Below are 19,827 nucleotides of genomic sequence, written 5' to 3' on the forward strand. Positions count from 1 at the left end.
CTCACCCCTCACCCGACAGGGTGGCCCACAGCGACAGCAGCGCTGTCTGCGGCGGCTTGTCGGTGCGGTGCAGGGTCAGGGTCCAGCCGGCGGCGCGCGCAATGGCGGCCAGCCCGTCACGCTGAGCGGCCAGCCGGTCCAGATAGGCATCGCGCACGCCATCCACACGCGGGACCAGCAGCGATCCCTCCCCCTCCAGCCCCTTGAAGCGCACGCGCCCCGCATAGGGCAAGGTCTCCTCACCCGGGTCCAGCACCTGCACCAGATGGCCGCGCGCACCGCGTGCCGACAGGGCCGCCACCGAGGCCTGGATATCGTCCAGCGGCGACAGCAGATCACCGATCAGCACGGCCTGCGCATGGCGGGGCAGTTGCACAGTGGTGGGCGGCAGGCCCGGCCCGTCATGATTGTATATCTGCCCCGTCAGCCAGTCGGCCAGACGCGGCAGGATGGAGCGGGCCGAGGACGGGGGCACATCGCTGCCCGCCAGATGCACCCGCTCCCCCCCGCGCAGCAGCAGCGCGGACAGGGCCAGGGCCAGCAGATCGGCGCGGTCACGCTTGGTGGCCAGATCGCGGCCCGACCGCCAGTTCATGGACGGGCTGTCATCACGCCAGATCCAGACGGTCTGCGCCGCCTCCCACTCATTCTCCCGCACAAAGACATGGGAAGACTTGCCCGTCTGACGCCAGTCGATGCGGTTATGGGCGTCGCCCTGCTGATAGCGGCGGAACTGCCAGAAGGTCTCACCCGTGCCCACGCGGCGCCGTCCATGCGCACCCTGCGCCACCGTCGCGGCGATACGCTCCGCCGCCACCAGCAGCGGCGGCAGCCGGCGGGCCAGATCCTCCGCCCGGTGCTGGGCGCGAAGGGCGGCGGGCGCGTGACGTGTGTCCATCGCGATCAGGCCAGCGGGGCGCAAAGCTGGTCGATCAGAACGTCCAGCGTAATGCCATCGGCCCGCGCCGCAAAATTCAGGGCCATGCGGTGGCGCAGCACGGGCTTGGCCAGAGCCACGACATCATCCAGCGACGGGGTCAGGCGGCCATCCAGCAAGGCCCGGGCGCGGGCGGCCAGCATCAAAGCCTGGGACGCGCGGGGGCCGGGACCCCAGGCGACGTGACGGCGCACAATGTCCAGCGGGCTGCTGTCCGGCCGCGCGTTGCGTACAAGGTCCAGAATACCATCGACGACAAGGTCGCCCACCGGCACGCGGCGGACCAGGGCCTGGGCCGCCATCAGGTCCTGCGGCGTCAGCACCGCCGTCACGGTCCCGGCATCGGCCCCGGTGGTGGCGATCATCATGCGGCGTTCGCTGTCGCGGTCGGGATAATCCACATCCACCTGCAGCAGGAACCGGTCCAGCTGCGCCTCGGGCAGCGGATAGGTGCCTTCCTGTTCCAGCGGGTTCTGGGTGGCCAGCACATGGAAGGGCCGGGGCAGCGGGTGGTAATGGCCGGCCACCGACACCCGGCCTTCCTGCATGGCCTGTAAAAGCGCCGACTGGGTGCGGGGGCTGGCGCGGTTGATCTCGTCCGCCATCAGAAGCTGGGCGAAGACGGGGCCAGGGATGAAGCGGAAGGCGCGGCGGCCATCCTCACGCTCCTCCAGCACCTCCGACCCCAGGATATCGGCAGGCATCAGGTCGGGCGTACACTGGACCCGGCGGTCATCCAGGCCCATGACGGTGCCCAGCGTTTCCACCAGCCGCGTCTTGGCCAGACCGGGCACCCCGATCAGCAGCAGATGCCCGCCCGCCAGCAGGGTGACCAGCGACAGGTCGATCACCTCCTGCTGGCCAAAGATGACGCGGCCGATGGCCTGACGCGCGGCGGTCAGCTTGGTCCCCAGCGCCTCCACCTCGCGCAGCAGGGCCTGCGGGTCGCCGCCACGAACGGCATCCGATGAATTCAGCACCATCATCTTCCCTTCAACTGGGTGTCATCCGCTCAACGGTGACACGCCCTGGGTACCAGAAGCTAAGCACGACGACTATGTTATCAATGCGGCATCCCGACCGCGACCGACAGAGCTGGATGGTTCCTGCCACGATGATGGAAAGCAAGCAGAATGGGCATACCAATGCGCCGCAGGCCGATGGGGCCACCGGCGCCGATGCCGCATTGAAGGCCCTGGCCGGCAGCGGCCCCCGCGCGCCCAGTGCCGAGGACGAGGCCTATCCGATCACCATCCGCACCGATGGCACCTGGACCTATCACGGCAGCCCCATCGGCCGGCTGCCGATGGTGAAGCTGTTTTCCACGGTGCTGCGCCGGGATGAGGGCGGCGATTACTGGCTGATCACCCCGGCGGAACGCGGCCGCATCCATGTGGAGGACGCGCCCTTCGTGGCCGTCGGCCTGTCGGTGACGGGGGAAGGGCGCGACCAGGCCCTGAGCTTCACCACCAATCTGGAGGCCGAGGTGACGGCCGGACCGGATCACCCGATCCGTGTGGTCACCGATCCCGCCACGGGCGAGCCACGCCCCTATATCCGCGTCAAAGGGCCCGCCGAGACACCATTGGAAGCGCGGATAAACCGTGCGATCTTTTATGATCTTGTCGAACGGGCGGAACCGGGGGATGCCGGGGAGATCGGCGTCTGGAGCCGGGGGGTGTTCTTCCCCCTGGGCCGGGTGGATGGGGATTGAGTGACGGTGTCTGACACTGAGGTGATGGCGGCCAGCCCCCTGATGCAGGGCATCCGGGACCTGTTCGGGCGGATGGAACCGCCGGTGGGGCGGCGCGGCGACCTGGACGGCAATCCGGGGCTGGAGATGGCGCCTGTCCTGCGCGATGCAGCCGTGCTGGTCCCCCTGATCGACCGGGTGGAGGGGCCGACCCTGTTGCTGACCCAGCGCACGGCGCATCTGGCCGCCCATGCCGGACAGGTCAGCTTTCCCGGCGGCGGGGTGGAACCGCACGATACCGACGCCATCGCCACCGCCCTGCGTGAGACGGAGGAGGAAATCGGCCTGTCACGGTCGCAGATCGACGTGCTGGGCCGGCTGGACACCTATATCACCCGCACCGGGTTCCGGGTGGTGCCCGTGGTGGCGCGGGTGCGCCCGCCCTTCATCCTGACCCCCGATCCTTACGAGGTGGATGCCGTTTTCGAGGTGCCGCTGTCCTTCATCCTGAACCCCGCCAGCCGGGTGCGGGAGGCGCGGGACTATAATGGCGCGCTGCGCCATTTCTGGGCTTTCCCGTATGGCGACCGCTATATCTGGGGCGCCACGGCCGGCATGCTGGTCAATCTGTGCGACGTGCTGGGGGACCTGGGATGACATTGCGCGCAGCGCTGACCGCCTTGCTGCTGCTGACGGCCCTGCCGGCCGTGGCGCAGGAAATCATCCTGGTCCGCCATGCCGAGAAGGGCAGCGAGCCCGATCCCGGCCTGACAGCGGACGGACAGGCCCGCGCCCAGGCCCTGGCCGATCTGCTGAAATCCACCCCGCCGGTGATGGTCCTGACCAGCCCGGCCCGACGCGCCCAGGAAACGGCCGCCCCGGTGGCGGCACAGGCGGGTGTTGCGGCGGAGGTGGTGCCCATCCCGCCCGGCGATATCGCGGCCCATGTGCGGCTGGTGGCCGACAGGCTGCGGACATTGAAGGCTGGTCAGGTGGCCCTGGTCGTGGGCCATGGCAACACGGTCCCCGCCATCATCCGCGAATTGGGTGGCCCCCTGGTGCCCGACCTGCCCGACTGCGCCTATGACCATCTGTTCCGTTGGGACGCGGCGGAAAAGACGCTGCGGGAGGAATGGTATGGGGAGGAAAGTGCGTGTGATTGACGCGACGGCTTCCGGCGGAAGGGGGAATGTCCCCCTTTCCGCCGGAATGACCGACCGCGTCAGGCGACCACGGCCTCGGCCACGTCGAACGCCGCTTCCGTCTTCGACTTGATCTCCTCCAGCGTGACGCCGGGGGCCAGTTCGATCAGGGTCAGCGGGGCGCTGCCATGCTTATCCACCTGGAACACGCCCAGGTCGGTGACCACCAGATCGACGACGCGGGTGCCGGTCAGCGGCAGGGAGCAGGCGTTCAGCAGCTTGGGTTCGATGGCGCCCGTCTTCTTGTCGACGGCGCAATGTTCCATCACCACCACGACCTTCTTGACGCCGGCGACAAGGTCCATGGCCCCGCCCATGCCCTTGACCATCTTGCCGGGGATCATCCAGTTGGCCAGATCGCCATTGGCGGCCACCTGCATGGCACCCAGCACCGACAGGTCGATATGCCCGCCACGGATCATGGCGAAGCTGTCGGCGCTGCTGAAATAGCTGCTATAGGGCAGTTCGGTGATGGTCTGCTTGCCGGCATTGATCAGGTCGGCATCCTCTTCCCCCTCGAACGGGAAGGGGCCCATGCCCAGCATGCCATTTTCCGACTGCAAGGTGACATGCATCCCCTCGGGGATGAAGTTTGCCACCAGGGTCGGGATGCCGATGCCCAGGTTCACATAGAAGCCGTCGCGCAACTCCTTGGCGGCGCGGGCGGCCATTTCCTCACGGGTCCAAGCCATATTGTTGGTCTCCCAAATGTTTCGTGCCCCCTCAAGCGCCGGGCGCCGCCATCCGGCGGCTTGGCTTACGGCACCACCGGGTGCCGGGCCGCCGGTCGGCGGCCTACCCGCCGCTCGCGGGAGCGAGCGGCGGGTTAATCGCGCTTACGGGTAGTGCGCTGTTCGATGCGCTTTTCATGCTCGCCCATGATGATGCGCTGCACGAAAATGCCCGGCGTGTGGACATGATCGGGGTCGATCGTGCCGACATTCACCAGTTGCTCCACCTCCGCGACGGTGACCCTGCCGGCCATGGCCATCATCGGGTTGAAGTTGCGCGCCGTCTTCCGATAGATCAGGTTGCCTTCCGTGTCGCCCTTCCAGGCCTTCACGATGGCCAGATCGGCGCGCAGGCCCCGCTCCATGACATAGGTTTCGCCGTCGAACTCGCGCAGTTCCTTGCCCTCGGCCACCAGCGTGCCCACGCCCGTCTTCGTGAAGAAGGCCGGGATGCCGGCGCCGCCGGCGCGGATACGCTCGGCCAGGGTGCCCTGCGGGTTGAATTCAAGCTCCAGCTCACCGGACAGGAACTGCTGCGCGAACAGCTTGTTCTCACCCACATAGGAGCTGATCATCTTCTTGATCTGCTTGGTCTCCAGAAGCTGGCCCAGGCCGAAGCCATCCACGCCCGCATTGTTGGAGATGACCGTCAGGCCCTTCACGCCCGACAGCTTGATCGCAGCGATCAGATTTTCGGGAATGCCGCAAAGACCGAACCCGCCGGCCATCACGGTCATGTCATCGCGCAGCAGCCCTGCCAGGGCCGATACGGCGTCGGTATAGACTTTCTTGCTCATGAGCGTGCCCGCGGCCTCCTCCATTATGTGGGCTTTTCCCCAGAGGTGTACGGCGGTGCAGCATGGGAGTCAATGCGCCACCCCACACAATATGAAACATGATTCAATTTTCATATTGATTATATCCACCTGATGACAGGTGGCGGCGGCGGCGCACGCCATGTTGCTATTGTTACGCCTGTGGCGGCCGGGCGCGGGCTGCGGCATGATCGGTGGCGATGGGTTGGTTAACGGGCCTGGGGGCAGGCCCCGTCATCGAAGGTTTCCGAAAAAATCATGCGCATGTCTTCTATCATCCGGCGGGCCGCGCGTCCTGCACTGATATCCTGCGTCCTGCTGTGCGCGACGGGGGTGGCCATGGCCCAGGACAAGGTGGCACGCGGCGCCTATCTGGTCGGCATCCTGGGCTGTGGTGACTGCCATACGGCGGGCGCGATGGCGGGCAAACCCGACATGACGCGCCGGCTGGGCGGCAGTGATGTCGGCTGGCAGGTACCGGGCCTGGGCGTCTTTGTCGGGTCCAACCTGACACCCGACCGGCAGACGGGCCTGGGCGGCTGGACCGACACCGAAATCGTCACGGCCCTGCGCACCGGTGTGCGCCCCGACGGGCGGCAGCTTGCCCCCGTGATGCCATATATGGGTTATAGCCAGATGAATGACGCGGATGCCGCCGCCATCGTCGCCTATCTGCGTTCGCTGACGCCTGTGTCGGCCGGTGTCCCCGGCCCGTTCGGCCCGGGCGAGAAGCCGACCCTGCCCTATTTCGCCCTGACAATGCCGGGCACGTGACGGAGAGAAAAGGTGCGCATCGCCCATGTCGCCCTGTGGACCACCGATCTGGACGAAGCCGCACGCTTCTGGGTGACGCATTTCGGGGCGGAGGTCGGTGATCTTTATGAAAGCCGCCGCCGCCCCGGCTTCACCTCCCGCTTTGTGCGCCTGAAGGAAGGGGCCGTCATCGAATTGATGAGCGCGCCCTGGCTGTCGGGTGAAGGCGAACAGGGCTGGGAACGCTGTGGCTGGGCACATATCGCCCTGTCGCTGGGCTCCCAGGCGGCCGTCAACGACCTGGCCGCCCGACTGTCGGCCCTGGACCTGCTGGACAGCGGCCCGCGCTGGACCGGCGACGGCTATTACGAGGCAGTGGTGAAGGACCCGGATGGCAACCTGATCGAGATTACGGTTTAAAACCGACAGTCAGAATTCATGACCGTCGGTAAGGCGTAGGCCAAGGACGCGCCCGACCGGCGCCTGAGGCAGCGCGAATGCGCCCGCCATGGCAGCCTTGCCGGCCCGGCATTTTACTGTAACCGTCGGTTGGGGTAGAGGATGTCCATTCCCGACATCCCCTGTTCCCGCCCGGTGGCCGTGATGACCGACCTGGTCCTTTCCACTTTTATCGCCTTTTTCGTGACCATCGATCCCATCGGCCTTGGCCCCATGTTCGCAGGGCTGACGGCCGGCATGGATGCGCGCCATCGCCGCCGCACCGCCGTGAAGGGCGTGGTGATCGGCACCGGCCTGCTGTTCGGCTTCGCCTTCATCGGTGAATTGCTGCTGACCTCGCTGGGCATCGGGGTCGGGGCCTTCCGCATCGCCGGCGGCATCCTGTTGCTGCTGGTCGCCATCGACATGGTGTTTGCCCGCGAAAGCGGCCTGCGCACCGCCACGGCGGAGGAGAAGGAGGAGGCGACGCACAAGGCCGACATCTCCGTCTTCCCGCTGGCCATACCCCTGATCGCGGGACCGGGCGCCATGACCTCCGTCGTGCTGCTGATGGGCCGCGCCGATGGCGACCTGCTGATGCAGGCCACCGTCCTGGCGGTTCTGTCGGGCGTGCTGCTGGCCACCCTGTTCGTGCTGGTCTTCGCGGGCGAGGTGTCGAAGTTGCTGGGCGTCACCGGCATCAATGTGATCAACCGTGTGCTGGGCATCCTGCTGACGGCGCTGGCCTGTCAGTTCATCATCGACGGCGTCATCGAAAGCGGCATTCTGGGGCATTAAATGCCCACCCTCAATCGCCGGCGGTCGCCGCCGTACCGACAGTCAGGCTTGCTGGCCGTCGGTTTGATAACCCCTCACTCCCCCGCCAGCCGCGCGCCTTCCCAGGCCAGCAGGGTGCGTTTCTGCACCGGGCCCCAGCGGTAATTGTCCAGCACGCCCGTGCCCCGGATGACGCGGTGGCAGGGGATCAGCCAGGCGAGCTTGTTGGCGCCCACGGCATTGCCCACGGCGCGGGCCGCACCGGGCTGGCCGATGCGGTCGGCGATGCCGGCATAGGTGGTGACCCCGCCATAGGGAATGTCCAGCAGGGCGCGCCAGACCCGCATCTGGAAGTTCGTGCCCTTCAGATGCAGCGTCACCGGCCCCTGCCCCTGGGCCGCCGGGTCCAGGGAGGATGCGGCCGACCGCGTGGGTTCGGGGTCTTCCACGAATGTCGCCTGCGGCCAGTCGCGCTGCAATTCCTGCATCTGCCCCGCCGGATCACCATCGGCCCCGATGAAACCGAACCAGCACACGCCCCGGTCGGTGGCGGCCAGCAAGGCGGCGCCCAATGCGGTCTGATGCACGGCCCAGCGGATGACCATGCCCTTGCCGGCGGCCTTGTATTCGCCGGGCGTCACGCCTTCGGCCACCACGAAAAGGTCATGCAGCCGCGACGGGCCGGACAGGCCCAGATCCAGGCTGGCGCCCAGCAGGTCGTTGCCGCCCTCCCCGCGCAACAGGGCACGCGCATGCCCCAGCGTGGCGAACTGCGCGAAGCGTTTCGGGCTGATCCCGGCCCAGCGCTTGAACAGGCGCTGGAAATGCCACTGGGTCAGCCCCGCCTCTGCTGCCAGTTGCTCCAGCGCGGGCGGTTCCTGCCAGTCGCGCGCCAGCCGGTGAAGCGCCCCCGCCACCAGCCGCGCCCCGCCATCGGCCAGCACGGGATCGCGGGGGTCGTCGGGCAGGGGGCCGGTCTGGTCATTCATGACGGTCAGGGCGCGCAACGGGGTGAAGGGGGGCCGGGTCGCGGTCAGCATGATGGGTCCTTTCCTCTGATCTGACCAGAGGATGGCGCAGCCCCATGCCCCGCCCCACCCGATTGTTGCTGTGACCCGCCGGACGCGCCGTCTTCATGGGTGTTGTGCGAAGGAAGGGGGGGCGGCTGCCTTGCGAAGGCTGGACGAGCGGGTTATGGATAGCCCGCTCCGGCACCGGAGCCTTTGCGAAAATTACCCTGACCCTTGATGGAATGGCGTTATGGCGCGGCTTGTCCTGAAATTCGGTGGCACCTCGGTCGGCGATATCGAGCGGATCAAGAATGTCGCTAAAAAGGTGAAACAGGAGGTCGATGCCGGGCATGAGGTGGCCGTCGTCGTCTCCGCCATGTCGGGCGTGACCAACCAGTTGGTCGATTACTGCCGCCAAATCGCGAAGGTCCATGATCAGGCCGAATATGACGCCGTCGTCGCCTCGGGCGAGCAGGTGACGTCCGGTCTGCTGGCCATCGCGCTGCAGGAAATCGGCATTCCCGCCCGCTCCTGGCAGGGCTGGCAGATCCCGCTGATCGCGGACGAGACGCATGGCAAGTCGCGGATCGAGCGGATCGACACCACCAAGCTGTCGGAAAACATGTCCCAGGGCGTGGTCGGCGTCGTCGCCGGCTTCCAGGGCGTGACCGAGAAGGGCCGCATCGCGACCCTGGGTCGTGGCGGTTCCGACACCTCGGCGGTGGCGCTGGCTGCGGCCTTGAAAGCCGACCGCTGCGACATTTATACGGATGTCGACGGCGTCTATACGACCGACCCCCGCATCGTGAAGTCGGCGCGCAAGCTGCACCGCGTCACGTATGAGGAAATGCTGGAAATGGCGTCGCTGGGCGCCAAGGTCCTGCAGACGCGGTCGGTCGAGATGGCCATGAAGCACCATGTGCGGGTGCAGGTTTTGTCAACTTTTGAACAGGCGGCTGGCTCGGATCTGCCCGGCACCCTGGTCGTGGACGAGGATGAGATCGTGGAACAGGAACTGGTCAGCGGCATCGCCTATAGCCGGGACGAGGCGAAGATCACCCTGATTGGCGTGGAAGACCAGCCGGGCGTGGCCGCCCGTATCTTCGGGCCTCTGACGGATGCCGCCATCAATGTCGACATGATCGTGCAGAACGTGTCCGAAGATGGCCGCACCACCGACATGACCTTCACCGTGGGCAAGGCCGATCTGGACCGCGCGGTCCAGGTGCTGGAAAAGTCCAAGGACACGCTGAACTATCGCCGCCTCGTCTCCGACGCCAATGTCGTGAAGGTGTCGGTGATCGGTGTCGGCATGCGTTCCCATGCCGGTGTCGCTCAGCGCATGTTCAAGGCCCTGGCCGATCGCGGCATCAATATCCAGGTCATCAGCACCAGTGAGATCAAGGTCTCCGTCCTGATCGCCGAGGAATATACCGAGCTGGCGCTCCGCTCCCTGCACACGGCCTACGGCCTGGACAAGGCGTGATTTTCTGCTTCCCCCACCCGTCCGTTACGGGCACGGGTGGGGGTATTGCGGCTGCCCGTTGACGGCAGCGCCGATGCGGCCTGAAACCGGCCCCTCCGCCATCCGCCATAGGCCCGTACAGACGGGCCTATCCTTTCGCCTAGTTTCCCGAACTGTGCCTTACAGGTCACTATCGTTGCGAAATGGCCATGGGCCATCGCGGCAGGACCTATAGTGGGCAGGTGGGCGATGCCGACGCGGAAAAGGGGCGGATGTGGAAGCCATCAATGAGATGATCTTCCTGGCGGGGCTGCTGCTGTTGCTGGCCATTCTGGCCGGCCGCATCTCCTCACGCCTGGGCGCCCCGCTGCTGCTGGTCTTTCTGGGCCTGGGCATGCTGGCGGGGGAGGACGGGCCCGGCCGCATCCATTTCAGCGACTTCAAGCTGGCCTATCTGATGGGCTCCACGGCGCTGGCTGTCATCCTGTTCGATGGCGGGTTGCGCACCCATGCCGATACGTTCCGTCTGGCCCGCTGGCCGGCGCTCAGCCTGGCGACGGCAGGTGTGCTGATCACCGCCGTGGTCACGGGGGCAATGGTCTGCCTGGTGATGGATGTCGGCTGGATGGAAGGGTTCCTGGTCGGATCGATCATCGCATCGACCGACGCGGCGGCCGTATTTTTCCTGTTGAACCTGCGTGGTCTGGCGCTGCGCGGCCGCATCTCCGCCACGCTGGAGGTGGAATCGGGCCTGAACGACCCGATGGCCGTGTTGCTGACCCTGCTGGCCGTCACCACCCTGACCACAGCCGGCAGCGTCGAACCGCTGCATCTGCTGCTGGAACTGCTACAGCAACTGCTGGGCGGCGTGGTGTTCGGCGTCGCCGCCGGCTATTCACTGGTCTGGCTGGTCAACCGGCTGGATCTGGCCGACGGGCTGTACCCGATCCTGGCCCTGTCCTTCTCCCTGTTCGTCTTCGGCGGGGCGCAGGCGGCGGGGGCATCGGGATTCATGGCCGTCTATCTGGCCGGTCTGATCCTGGGCAACCGCCCGCACAAGGCCGACCGCCTGATCCGCCGCTTCCATGACGGGCTGGCCTGGTTGGCGCAGATCGGGCTGTTCGTGATGCTGGGTCTGCTGGTCACGCCCTCGACCCTGGGTCCCTATCTGCTGTCCGGCACGCTGGTGGCGCTGGGCCTGATGCTGGTGGCGCGTCCGCTGGCCGTCTTCGCCTGCCTGCTGCCCTTCCGCTTCACCCTGACCGAACTGACCTATATCTCCTGGGTGGGGCTGCGCGGGGCCGTGCCCATCGTGCTGGCCGCCATGCCGGTGCTGGCCGGCGTGCCCAATGCCCAGGCCTATTTCGCCGTGGCCTTCGTCGTCGTGCTGCTGTCGCTGCTGATCCAGGGCTGGACCGTGGGGCCGTCGGCGCGGCTGCTGGGCCTGCTGGCCCCGCCACAGCCGGAGCCGCCAAGCCGCGCCGATGTCGACCTGCCGGATGGGTCGGGGCAACTGGCCGTGTTCACCGTCGCCCGCGACAGCGAGGCTGCGCGGCGGGGGCGCGGCAAGCTGATCATCCCCGAGTCGGTGCAGCTTCTGGCCCTGATCCAGAATGGCCGGCCGGTGCGGCCGGAGGATGCCAACCGTCTGCAGCCCGGCGATACCGTGTTGGCCATGGGCGACGGATCGGCGCTGGCCGTCATGGACCGGCTGTTCGGTCGCAAGATCGAAGCCTTTGACGAGGACCGGCCCGCCGGCGACTTCCAGATCCAGGGCGACATGCCCGCCATGGCCGTGGGCGGCCTCTACGGGTTTGACGCGGGCGACGACCCGACCCAGACCCTGTCCGGCCTGATCCGCCGCCGCCTGGGCCACGACCCCTCGCTGGGCGACCGGGTGCGGGTGGGGGAGATGGAACTGATCGTGGTCAGCCTGAACGGCAGCGCGGTGGAGGTGGTGGGTATCGACCTGACCCCGCCCGCCACGGGCTGGGCCGGATTTCGCGACCAGTTGCGGGCCTATGGCGCCCGCATCCGCCGCCGCCTGTCCCTCCCCCTGCGCCGGCAGGCCGCGGGCAGCGATTGATCATCACGGCGACGTCATCGGTGGCGGAAAGACCTTAAACCGCGCCGACGCTGACATAGCTGGACACGCCCCTTATATGTTCGTCCACGGCCAACCGGTGCGACAGGGGCGGGAAGGCACGCTGGGTACAGTCCAGGCGCGGGCAGATGCGGCAATTCACGCCGATGGGCGTAGCCGCCTCCACATTCGCCAGGTCCAGGCCGTCGGCATAGACCAATTGTCCCGCATGGGCCAGATCGCAGCCGATGGCCACCGCGAACTGCCGCGCCGGCTGTTTCCAGCCGCCCCCCGGCTTTGCCACGGTCCGCACGATGGAGAAGAAGGTGGTGCCATCGGGCATGCGGGCCAATTGTGTCTGGATCTCGCCCGGACGGCGGAAGGCGTCATGCACATGCCAGCGCGGGCAGGCCCCGCCAAAGCGGGCGAAATGGAAACCGGGGGCGGCGCTGAACCGTTTCGACATGTTGCCGGCCGGATCGACACGGGCAAAGAAGAAGGGCACACCCTTCGCCCCCGGCCGTTGCAGCGCCGTCAGCCGGTGGCAGACCTGTTCGTAACTGGCCACGAAGCGGCGCGACAGGATTTCGATATCGTAGCGCACCTCCTTCGCCGCCGTCAGGAACCGGCCATAGGGCATCATGATGCAAGAGGCGAAATAATTGGCCAGCCCCACCCGCGCCAGCCGGCGCGATTCCTCATGGCTGAAGGACCCGCGCGTCACGGCGGCATCCAGCAGCGCCGCCTGACCCAGCAGGGCCGCCTGGCTGGCCAGTTGGAAGGTGCGGCCCGCCGGGTCCAGCATTTCGGAGATCAGCACCCGCTTGGAATGCCGGTCATAGCGGCAGATGGCGCCGCCCATGACATCGGTCGGCATCAGCCGCACCCGCACCCCGTGCTTTTTCAGAAGATGCGCCGCCAGAGTCCCGTAAAGATTGCCACTGTCCAGATCGCCATCGATCCACAGCGTCTCCGCCGCGATCTCCAGATCGGGGAAATGGTTCTGTTCGGCCTGGAAAAACTCCGACACCTCCTCCTGCGGGAAGGCATGGGCGCCCATGACCTGCAATTTGTCGCGGTCGGCCACCTTTTCGGCCAACCCCCCCAGATCCTCCCGCGCCTCACGATAGGCACGGTACATGGAGACGATGGCATGGCCCAGATTGGGGGCGGCGGCGGCCACCTCCTTCATGTCCTGGGCCTTGATGTCGCCCGCCTCGAACAGCGGATCGGCAAACACCTCACGCAAGGACGCCACCAGCCTCGTCTCGTCATCCTCGGCGAAACTGGCCATGTCGATGCCATAGACCGACGCGATCTTCAGCAGCAGCGGGACGGTCAGCGGGCGCTGGTTGGCCTCGATCAGGTTCAGGTAGCTGGGGGAGACGCCGATCTCCTCCGCCATCTGTGCCTGGGTCATCTTCAGGTCACGGCGCAGGCGGCGGACCTTGTGGCCCAGCATGGCCTTCTTTTCCGACATGGATCAGCCTTCCTTGCGCGCTCAGGGTCTGGGCCTGCCATCGGGCCTGATGGTGCCGCGCGACCGCGATGCAAGCTGCCCTGGCATGGCGCGGACTCTCACGAATTTCAAGCACTTAAGTTGCTATGCACCATAGCAATCGCTCCAGGCCGGCGCAAGCCGACCACCAGACGCCTGCCGCCAGGCAATTCCCCGCTCTCCATCGGGATCAGGGTCCCGCACAGTCTCCTTGTTGGTACCATTATGCAATTTTGGGAACGCACGTTCCGGTACTCGTTGTTTCCTATATTTTCTGCGGTTTATAGACAGAAAATTTTACCGACAACGTCACTTGCATTCCAATCATTAACTTGTATAATCATACTCACAAATAACAAATACAGGGAGGGAACGATGCATACCCGGCTTTTGGGCGGGAGCGCGCTGGCTGTCTGCATGCTGATGCAGGGGACCCCGGCACTGGCACAGAACTCCACCGGTATCGACACGCTGGAAGAGATCATCGTCACAGCACAGAAGCGCAAGCAGGGGCTGGCGGAAGTGCCCATCTCCATCAGCGTTGTCGGCGGGGAGGAGCTGGAGCGGGTCGGCGTCAACAAGGTTGAAGATCTCTACGCCATCGCGCCGTCGCTCTCCTTCTCACCGGCCCAGTCTTCGTCCGGGGCCGGCCTGCGTATCCGTGGCGTCGGCAGTGCCGCCTTCGGGTCGGCGACGGAGCCCAGCGTTTCCACCATCGTCGACGGTATTGTGTCGGGCCCCGGCGGTTCCGCCCTGGTGGATTTTTTCGATGTGGAACGGATTGAAGTGCTGCGTGGCCCGCAAGGCACGCTGTTCGGCAAGAACGCCTCCGCCGGTGCGGTCAATATCGTCAGCCGTACACCGACCGATGAATTTTCCGGTTACATGAACCTGCGCTACGGCGACACGCTGGAGGCAACCCGCATCGAAGGCGCGGTCAGCGGTCCCGTCGCCGACGGGGTGAAGGCCCGGCTGTCCGGCTATCGCCTGGATCAGGGCAAGGGGCAGGTCTACAACCCCGTGCGGAAAACGGACGAGAACAAGCGCGAGCGCTGGGGTCTGCGGCTGCGCACCGATTACGAGGTGGAGGCGACCAGCATCCAACTGATCGCGCAATATGAGGAGCAGGACAATGCCTGCTGCCGCACCAGCTTCTACGGGCTGGACCCGCGCGCCTACGGCACGCTGACACGGCTTTACCTGCTGCCCCGTCAGGCGGCCAACGGTGTCGTGCCCGGCCCGGATAACCGCCTGTCCATCGCCGACGGTCCCTTGCGGGAAGAAACGGAGACGATGCAACTGACCGCCACGGTCAGCCACGAATTCGACAGCGGCGTCACCCTGCGCTCCATCACCGGCTATCGCACCTGGGATGAGTTGGACACGATCGATGTCGATGGCGTTGATGTGAATGTCGGCAATGATCCGCGCCAGCAGCGTGACCTGAACCTGTTCAGCGAAGAATTGCAGTTGCTGTCACCCGATGAGGGCGCCTTCCGCTGGGTTCTGGGCGCCTATTATTACCAGCATGTGCTGAAGGGCAACACGATCACGGCGGGCGGCCGGGGCACCATCCTGGGCCAGACCTCCACCACCGGCATCGGCAAGACCACGACCCACAATTACGCCCTGTTCGCCGACGGCACCTATGATCTGGCCGAACAGTGGCAGGCCTTTGCCGGCATCCGGGGGCTTTACGAGGATCTGAGCGTCCGCTCCTACCGCAGCGGTAACTACTTCGCCTTCACGCCCGGCACGTTCCAGGGCGCCATCAAGACCGATGATACAAACTGGGTCGGCCGCGCCGGCATCCGCTTCACCCCGGAGACGCGACAGAGCTATTACCTGTCGGTGTCGCGCGGCTACAAGGGCCGGGCCATCGACAATAATACCGGCAACGTGTTTTTCCTGAACCCGGATCGGGCCGTCCTGGACCCCGAAACGGTGGTGTCCTACGAACTGGGCGCGCGCACCACCTGGCTGGATAACCGGGTGCAGTTGAATATCACCCTGTTCTACAGCGATTTCAGCGATTATCAGGCGTCCTCGTTCGATAATGTCACCTCGTCACAGATCCTCCGCAATGCCGGCAAGCTGCGCAGCAAGGGGTTCGAGGCGGATTTCGCCGTCAAGCCCTGGCAAGGCGCGACCCTGTCGGGCGGTGGGGCCTATGTCGATGCCGTGTTTGTCGACTACAAGGGCGCGCCCTGCACATCCGTCCAGACGGCGCTACGCACCTGCCCCGTCGGCGGGCAGGACCTGTCGGGCCAGGATCTCAGCAATAATCCGCGCTGGCAGTTCAGCGTCCGTGGCCAGCAGGATTTCGACCTGACAGCCGATGCCGGCGCCTATGTCCGGGCCGAATATAACTGGCGAGACGCCGTGACCTATGGCGGTGACCTGAACCCGGCAACCCGCCAGCCCGCCTTCGGTGTGACCAATTTCCGGGCCGGTGTCAGTTTTGCGGAAGGGCAATATGAACTGTCCGCGTTTGTCGAGAATGCCTTCGACAAAAGTTATGCCCTGCGCATCTACGATTCGCCGGGCTTCACCGGTTCCTATTCGGCCTTCTTCGGTCCGTCACGGACCTGGGGCGCCGAACTGCGGGCCCGGTTCTGAGAAAGGGGACGGACGATGAACGCGAAAGGCACGATCATGACACGCCGCACCATGCTGGGCACCGCCACCGCCGCCGGCCTGTCCGCCTTGGCACCGGCCGCAATCGCCGGCGAACGGCCCATCCGGATACGGCACTATGTGCTGGCCACCCATGACATGAATTTTGTCTGCGACCAGATTTATGAAGTGCTGGGCCTGCCCGCAACGCCGAAGAAGGAGGGGCCCGGGGTCACCGAACAATATGGCTTCTACAGCACCATGATGCGGGTCGGCACGACCATGATCGAGGTGGTGCAACCTATCAAGCCTGACCACCTGCTGAACCGCTGGTTCGAGGAGCGCGGCGGCGATGGCGGCTTCATGGTGGTCATGCAGACCTTCGATGCCGATGCCCTGAAGGCGCGGGCGGCGGCCGAAAACCTGAAGCTGACCCGCGACATGATGTTCAAGGGCCAGCATATGCTGCAATTCGACTACAAACATTTCGGCACGCATTTCGAACTCTACAAATACACGCCGGAGGAGGATTGGTGGGGCAATCCCCGCACCGGCCCCTATAGCGACGCCCGCGTCGCCTCCGATGTGGTGGGGGGCGAGGTGGCGGTGGAGAATCCGGAAGCCATCGCGGCCCAGACGGCGCGCCTGTTCCAGGCCCGACAGGATGGCACCAAGGTGCATTTCGAGGATCGGACCCTCAGCTTCGTGGAGGCAAAGGGCCAGTGGCGGGGTCTGGTCGCCCTGAACCTGAAGGCGCGGGAGCCCGCGCGTGTCGGCGATTGGGCCCGCATCTGTGGCGTCAAATTCCGGTTCGTGTAAGGGAGCGCCGACGATGAGCGAGCAGAAACCCCACCTGATCCGCCACTTTGTGCTGGCCAGCCCCGACATTGATGCCATATCGGCGCGTATCCAGTCGTTTCTGAAGGTGCCGCAGGGTCACCGCCACGACATGGGCGCCATTCTGGGCTTCCGCAATGAAATGATGATGATCGGCGAGACCATGTTCGAACTGGTCCAGCCGGTGAAGCCGGACCACCGCCTGCATCGCTGGTTCCAGGAACAGGGCGGCGAAGGCGGTTACATGATCGTCTTCCAGACCTTTGATGCCGATGCCTTCCGCGACCGCGCGGCGGCGGAGAAGCTGCGCCTGACCCGTGACATGCTGTTCCGGGGCCAGGACATGATCCAGTTCGATCCCAAACGTTTCGGAACCCATCTGGAGACCTATCGCTATACGCTGCCCAATGGCTGGTGGGGTGACCCGGTGGGCCGCAAATATGGGCGCAGCGAAGCAGCGTCGGAGATCGTGGCGGCCGATGTCGCCGTGAACGCCGCCCCGCCGGCGGAAATCGCCGCGCAGGTGGGGCGCCTGTTCCTGTCGCCCGTGGAAGGCGACCGGGTTCGGTTCCCCGGCAAGCAGGTACGTTTCGTACCTGCCGCCGGTCGGGCCGGGCTGGTGGCCCTGGATTTCAAGGCCACCGATCCCTCCGCCGTTGGTCGGGTGGAGCGTATCTGCAACATGGAGTTCCGGCTGGTCTGACCGTGTCCAGCCATCCCTTGATCACCTGGCCCCACCGGCACCACCGGTGGGGCCATTTTTATCAGCCCTGCTTGCGCGTGATCTTCGGCACTTCGTCGCGGTAGCGGAAGCGCAGGGCCGACCAGTCATCATCCAGCGCGATCTGGGTCACAGGGATCAGCCCCTCCCGCGTCAGCCCTTCCCATCCCGCATCGCGGGAAAGATCGCTTTTGATCGTGCCGCTTTTCTTGGGATGTGCAACCCACAAGGCCCCACCGCGTTTGTAAATCGGCAGCATGCGGTCGGCGAGCCCTGCCAGGGCGGCGACATCTATCGCGAAGCCCAGCAGCAGGTCGATATCACCGATAGGCCGTTCGACCGGTAAGTCGATGATTTTCCACATATTTTCTGGGGAATCCAACATCCAGGCCTGCTTGCCCGGCTTAAAACCCAGCTTGTCCGTGATGGTCTTCATAGCAAGATTCCCCGCTGTTCCGCCCGTCGATTTACAAACTTTACAACATGACAGCTTTTGACATTACAGACTGTGACAGCAATACTATTTTACGATAACAACCGTATTGATCATTTTATGTCTCGGGTCCATGTTCATCTCAACGGCGCTGCACTGCACACCAAACGGTGCAGAAACAAGAAGCGGCCCGCACGAGACACCAGAGAGCCCCACCAGGCCAGGAGTTGAGAGATGTCCCCGTTGGACCAGACCCAGAGCATCGACCTCGCCGCCATCCACGCCAAGCGCTTTGACGGCATCAAGCGCGATTTCACGGCCGAGGATGTGCGCCGTCTGTCCGGGTCGGTGAAGATCGAGTACACGCTGGCCGAAATGGGCGCGCGCCGCCTGTGGGAACTGCTGCACACCCGGCCCTATGTCCACACGCTGGGCGCCTTCACCGGCAATCAGGCCCTGCAGCACGTCAAGGCCGGCCTGGAAGCCATCTACCTGTCGGGCTGGCAGGTCGCGGCTGACGCCAATCTGGCCGGTCAGATGTATCCCGACCAGTCGCTGTATCCCGCCAACTCCGTCCCGGCCGTCGTGAAGCGCATCAACAATGCCTTCCAGCGCGCCGACCAGATCCAGACGGCCGAAGGCAAAGGCGACACCTACTGGTTCGCGCCGATCATCGCCGACGCCGAGGCCGGCTTCGGTGGCCCGCTGAACGCCTTCGAACTGATGAAGGGCATGATCGAGGCCGGTGCCGCCGCCGTTCACTTCGAAGACCAGCTGGCCTCTGAAAAGAAGTGCGGCCATCTGGGCGGCAAGGTGCTGATCCCGATCCAGCAGTTCATCCGCACCCTGAACGCTGGCCGTCTGGCCGCCGATGTCTGCGGCACCTCCACCCTGGTGGTCGCCCGTACCGACGCCGAGTCGGCGCAGCTGATCACCAGCGACGTGGATGAGCGCGACCATCCGTTCATCGACCGCAATGACCGCACGCCGGAAGGCTTCTTCCGCATCAAGAAGGGTGTCGGCGTCGATTACTGCATCGCCCGTGCCCTGGAATATGCCCCCTATTCCGACCTGATGTGGTGGGAAACCTCCAAGCCGAACCTGGACGATGCCCGCCGCTTCGCCGAGGCCGTGCATAAGAAGTTCCCGGGCAAGATGCTGGCCTATAACTGCTCGCCCTCCTTCAACTGGAAGGCCAACCTGGACGACGCGACCATCGCCAAGTACCAGGCCGAGCTGGGCGCCATGGGCTACAAGTATCAGTTCGTGACCCTGGCGGGCTTCCACAGCCTGAACCTGGCGACCTTCGAACTGGCCAAGGGCTACAAGGAACGCGGCATGGCCGCCTATTCCGAGATGCAGCAGCGTGAATTCGCCGCCGCCGATCAGGGCTTCACCGCCGTGAAGCACCAGCGCGAAGTGGGTACCGGTTATTTCGACGCGGTGGCCGTGGCCATCTCTGGCGGTACGTCCTCGACGACGGCCATGAAGGACAGCACCGAGACCGATCAGTTCCATTGATCGACATCTCAGTTACCTCAGCTTCGATCCGCCCTTCTTCCTGAACGGAAGGGCGGGTCCGCCGGGGGAAGGGGCTGCATCCTTTCCCCGGCTCTTGGCCCCCCAGGCTGGGACCTTTCCGCCTCCCTCCGCGCTGGATGGGAGGGGGCGGCGGAAAGCCGGCGGACGGCGCGATGGATCGCCGACACCACCGGATCGTACCGGCCACGGGGCCCTTTCAGAACCAGATGATGGCGGGCGCTCTCCGCCATCGTCTCCGGGGTCCGGCCCGCAACCGGGCCCCGGTCTCCGATCCCA

19 protein-coding genes are annotated in these 19,827 nt (G+C 65.5%); 12 read left to right on the forward strand and 7 right to left on the reverse strand.

Annotation, left to right across the window (positions count from 1 at the left end):
* Nucleotide 1: 1 nt before the first annotated feature.
* Together KBA48_RS04040 and KBA48_RS04045 are read right to left on the reverse strand one after the other, a co-directional pair.
* Nucleotides 2-898 carry a DUF58 domain-containing protein gene (locus KBA48_RS04040; RefSeq protein WP_292903710.1) on the reverse strand — a complete coding sequence of 299 codons (897 nt, stop codon included), beginning with the start codon at nucleotides 896-898 and terminating at the stop codon, nucleotides 2-4.
* A 5-nt stretch (nucleotides 899-903) separates the two neighbouring features.
* Nucleotides 904-1,920: a MoxR family ATPase gene (locus tag KBA48_RS04045; protein ID WP_292903761.1), complete on the reverse strand. Its 1,017-nt coding sequence runs from the start codon at nucleotides 1,918-1,920 to the stop codon at nucleotides 904-906.
* Nucleotides 1,921-2,051: 131 nt separating this feature from the next.
* Here KBA48_RS04045 and KBA48_RS04050 point away from each other — a divergent pair, with 131 nt between their 5' ends.
* The 3 genes from KBA48_RS04050 to KBA48_RS04060 are packed head-to-tail and all read left to right on the forward strand — an operon-like array spanning nucleotide 2,052 to nucleotide 3,793.
* Entirely contained in the window at nucleotides 2,052-2,651 is a 600-nt protein-coding gene (locus KBA48_RS04050) for a DUF1285 domain-containing protein (RefSeq protein ID WP_292903711.1), read from the forward strand.
* 6 nt (nucleotides 2,652-2,657) lie between these two features.
* Nucleotides 2,658-3,287: a CoA pyrophosphatase gene (locus tag KBA48_RS04055; RefSeq protein ID WP_292903712.1), complete on the forward strand. Its 630-nt coding sequence runs from the start codon at nucleotides 2,658-2,660 to the stop codon at nucleotides 3,285-3,287.
* Nucleotides 3,284-3,793, forward strand: coding sequence for a histidine phosphatase family protein (locus KBA48_RS04060; RefSeq protein ID WP_292903713.1), 510 nt, complete (start codon nucleotides 3,284-3,286; stop codon nucleotides 3,791-3,793). The genes KBA48_RS04055 and KBA48_RS04060 overlap by 4 nt, the downstream gene beginning before the upstream one ends.
* Nucleotides 3,794-3,852: 59 nt before the next feature.
* Here the strand turns inward: KBA48_RS04060 and KBA48_RS04065 are convergent, their stop codons facing one another.
* Together KBA48_RS04065 and KBA48_RS04070 are read right to left on the reverse strand one after the other, a co-directional pair.
* The gene (locus KBA48_RS04065; RefSeq protein WP_292903714.1) at nucleotides 3,853-4,524 is read right to left on the reverse strand and encodes a CoA transferase subunit B; all 672 of its coding nucleotides are present in this window, start codon (nucleotides 4,522-4,524) and stop codon (nucleotides 3,853-3,855) included.
* A 134-nt stretch (nucleotides 4,525-4,658) separates the two neighbouring features.
* Nucleotides 4,659-5,360, reverse strand: coding sequence for a CoA transferase subunit A (locus tag KBA48_RS04070; protein ID WP_292903715.1), 702 nt, complete (start codon nucleotides 5,358-5,360; stop codon nucleotides 4,659-4,661).
* A 357-nt stretch (nucleotides 5,361-5,717) separates the two neighbouring features.
* On the opposite strand from KBA48_RS04070, the gene KBA48_RS04075 reads away from it, so the two are divergent.
* From KBA48_RS04075 to KBA48_RS04085, 3 genes are all read left to right on the forward strand, one after another.
* The gene (locus KBA48_RS04075; protein ID WP_292903716.1) at nucleotides 5,718-6,152 is read left to right on the forward strand and encodes a c-type cytochrome; all 435 of its coding nucleotides are present in this window, start codon (nucleotides 5,718-5,720) and stop codon (nucleotides 6,150-6,152) included.
* Between the two features lie 12 nt (nucleotides 6,153-6,164).
* A complete protein-coding gene (locus tag KBA48_RS04080; RefSeq protein ID WP_292903717.1) occupies nucleotides 6,165-6,551 on the forward strand; it encodes a VOC family protein in 387 nt (128 codons plus the stop codon).
* Between the two features lie 141 nt (nucleotides 6,552-6,692).
* A complete protein-coding gene (locus KBA48_RS04085; protein ID WP_292903718.1) occupies nucleotides 6,693-7,367 on the forward strand; it encodes a MarC family protein in 675 nt (224 codons plus the stop codon).
* A 74-nt stretch (nucleotides 7,368-7,441) separates the two neighbouring features.
* On the opposite strand, the gene KBA48_RS04090 is transcribed toward KBA48_RS04085, so the two are convergent.
* The gene (locus tag KBA48_RS04090) at nucleotides 7,442-8,386 is read right to left on the reverse strand and encodes a methylated-DNA--[protein]-cysteine S-methyltransferase (protein ID WP_292903719.1); all 945 of its coding nucleotides are present in this window, start codon (nucleotides 8,384-8,386) and stop codon (nucleotides 7,442-7,444) included.
* Between the two features lie 220 nt (nucleotides 8,387-8,606).
* Between KBA48_RS04090 and KBA48_RS04095 the strand changes: the two genes are divergently transcribed.
* A complete protein-coding gene (locus KBA48_RS04095; RefSeq protein WP_292903720.1) occupies nucleotides 8,607-9,842 on the forward strand; it encodes an aspartate kinase in 1,236 nt (411 codons plus the stop codon).
* A gap of 253 nt (nucleotides 9,843-10,095) precedes the next feature.
* Nucleotides 10,096-11,907, forward strand: a complete 1,812-nt coding sequence (locus KBA48_RS04100; protein ID WP_292903721.1) for a potassium/proton antiporter — start codon at nucleotides 10,096-10,098, stop codon at nucleotides 11,905-11,907.
* A gap of 34 nt (nucleotides 11,908-11,941) precedes the next feature.
* On the opposite strand, the gene KBA48_RS04105 is transcribed toward KBA48_RS04100, so the two are convergent.
* Entirely contained in the window at nucleotides 11,942-13,384 is a 1,443-nt protein-coding gene (locus tag KBA48_RS04105; RefSeq protein WP_292903722.1) for a short-chain fatty acyl-CoA regulator family protein, read from the reverse strand.
* A 393-nt stretch (nucleotides 13,385-13,777) separates the two neighbouring features.
* On the opposite strand from KBA48_RS04105, the gene KBA48_RS04110 reads away from it, so the two are divergent.
* From KBA48_RS04110 to KBA48_RS04120, 3 genes are read left to right on the forward strand one after another with little or no spacing between them, the layout of a single operon-like run.
* A complete protein-coding gene (locus KBA48_RS04110; RefSeq protein ID WP_292903723.1) occupies nucleotides 13,778-16,021 on the forward strand; it encodes a TonB-dependent receptor in 2,244 nt (747 codons plus the stop codon).
* A gap of 15 nt (nucleotides 16,022-16,036) precedes the next feature.
* A complete protein-coding gene (locus tag KBA48_RS04115) occupies nucleotides 16,037-16,837 on the forward strand; it encodes a VOC family protein (RefSeq protein ID WP_292903724.1) in 801 nt (266 codons plus the stop codon).
* A gap of 13 nt (nucleotides 16,838-16,850) precedes the next feature.
* Entirely contained in the window at nucleotides 16,851-17,558 is a 708-nt protein-coding gene (locus KBA48_RS04120) for a VOC family protein (protein WP_292903725.1), read from the forward strand.
* Between the two features lie 61 nt (nucleotides 17,559-17,619).
* Here KBA48_RS04120 and KBA48_RS04125 read toward each other — a convergent pair whose 3' ends face one another.
* Nucleotides 17,620-18,012 carry a hypothetical protein gene (locus tag KBA48_RS04125; RefSeq protein WP_292903726.1) on the reverse strand — a complete coding sequence of 131 codons (393 nt, stop codon included), beginning with the start codon at nucleotides 18,010-18,012 and terminating at the stop codon, nucleotides 17,620-17,622.
* A 231-nt stretch (nucleotides 18,013-18,243) separates the two neighbouring features.
* On the opposite strand from KBA48_RS04125, the gene aceA reads away from it, so the two are divergent.
* Entirely contained in the window at nucleotides 18,244-19,530 is a 1,287-nt protein-coding gene (aceA, locus tag KBA48_RS04130; RefSeq protein ID WP_292903727.1) for an isocitrate lyase, read from the forward strand.
* The last annotated feature ends 297 nt before the right edge of the window (nucleotides 19,531-19,827 follow it).

This window comes from Niveispirillum sp., from assembly GCF_017996735.1.
In the GTDB taxonomy this organism is placed as follows: Bacteria; Pseudomonadota; Alphaproteobacteria; order Azospirillales; family Azospirillaceae; genus Niveispirillum.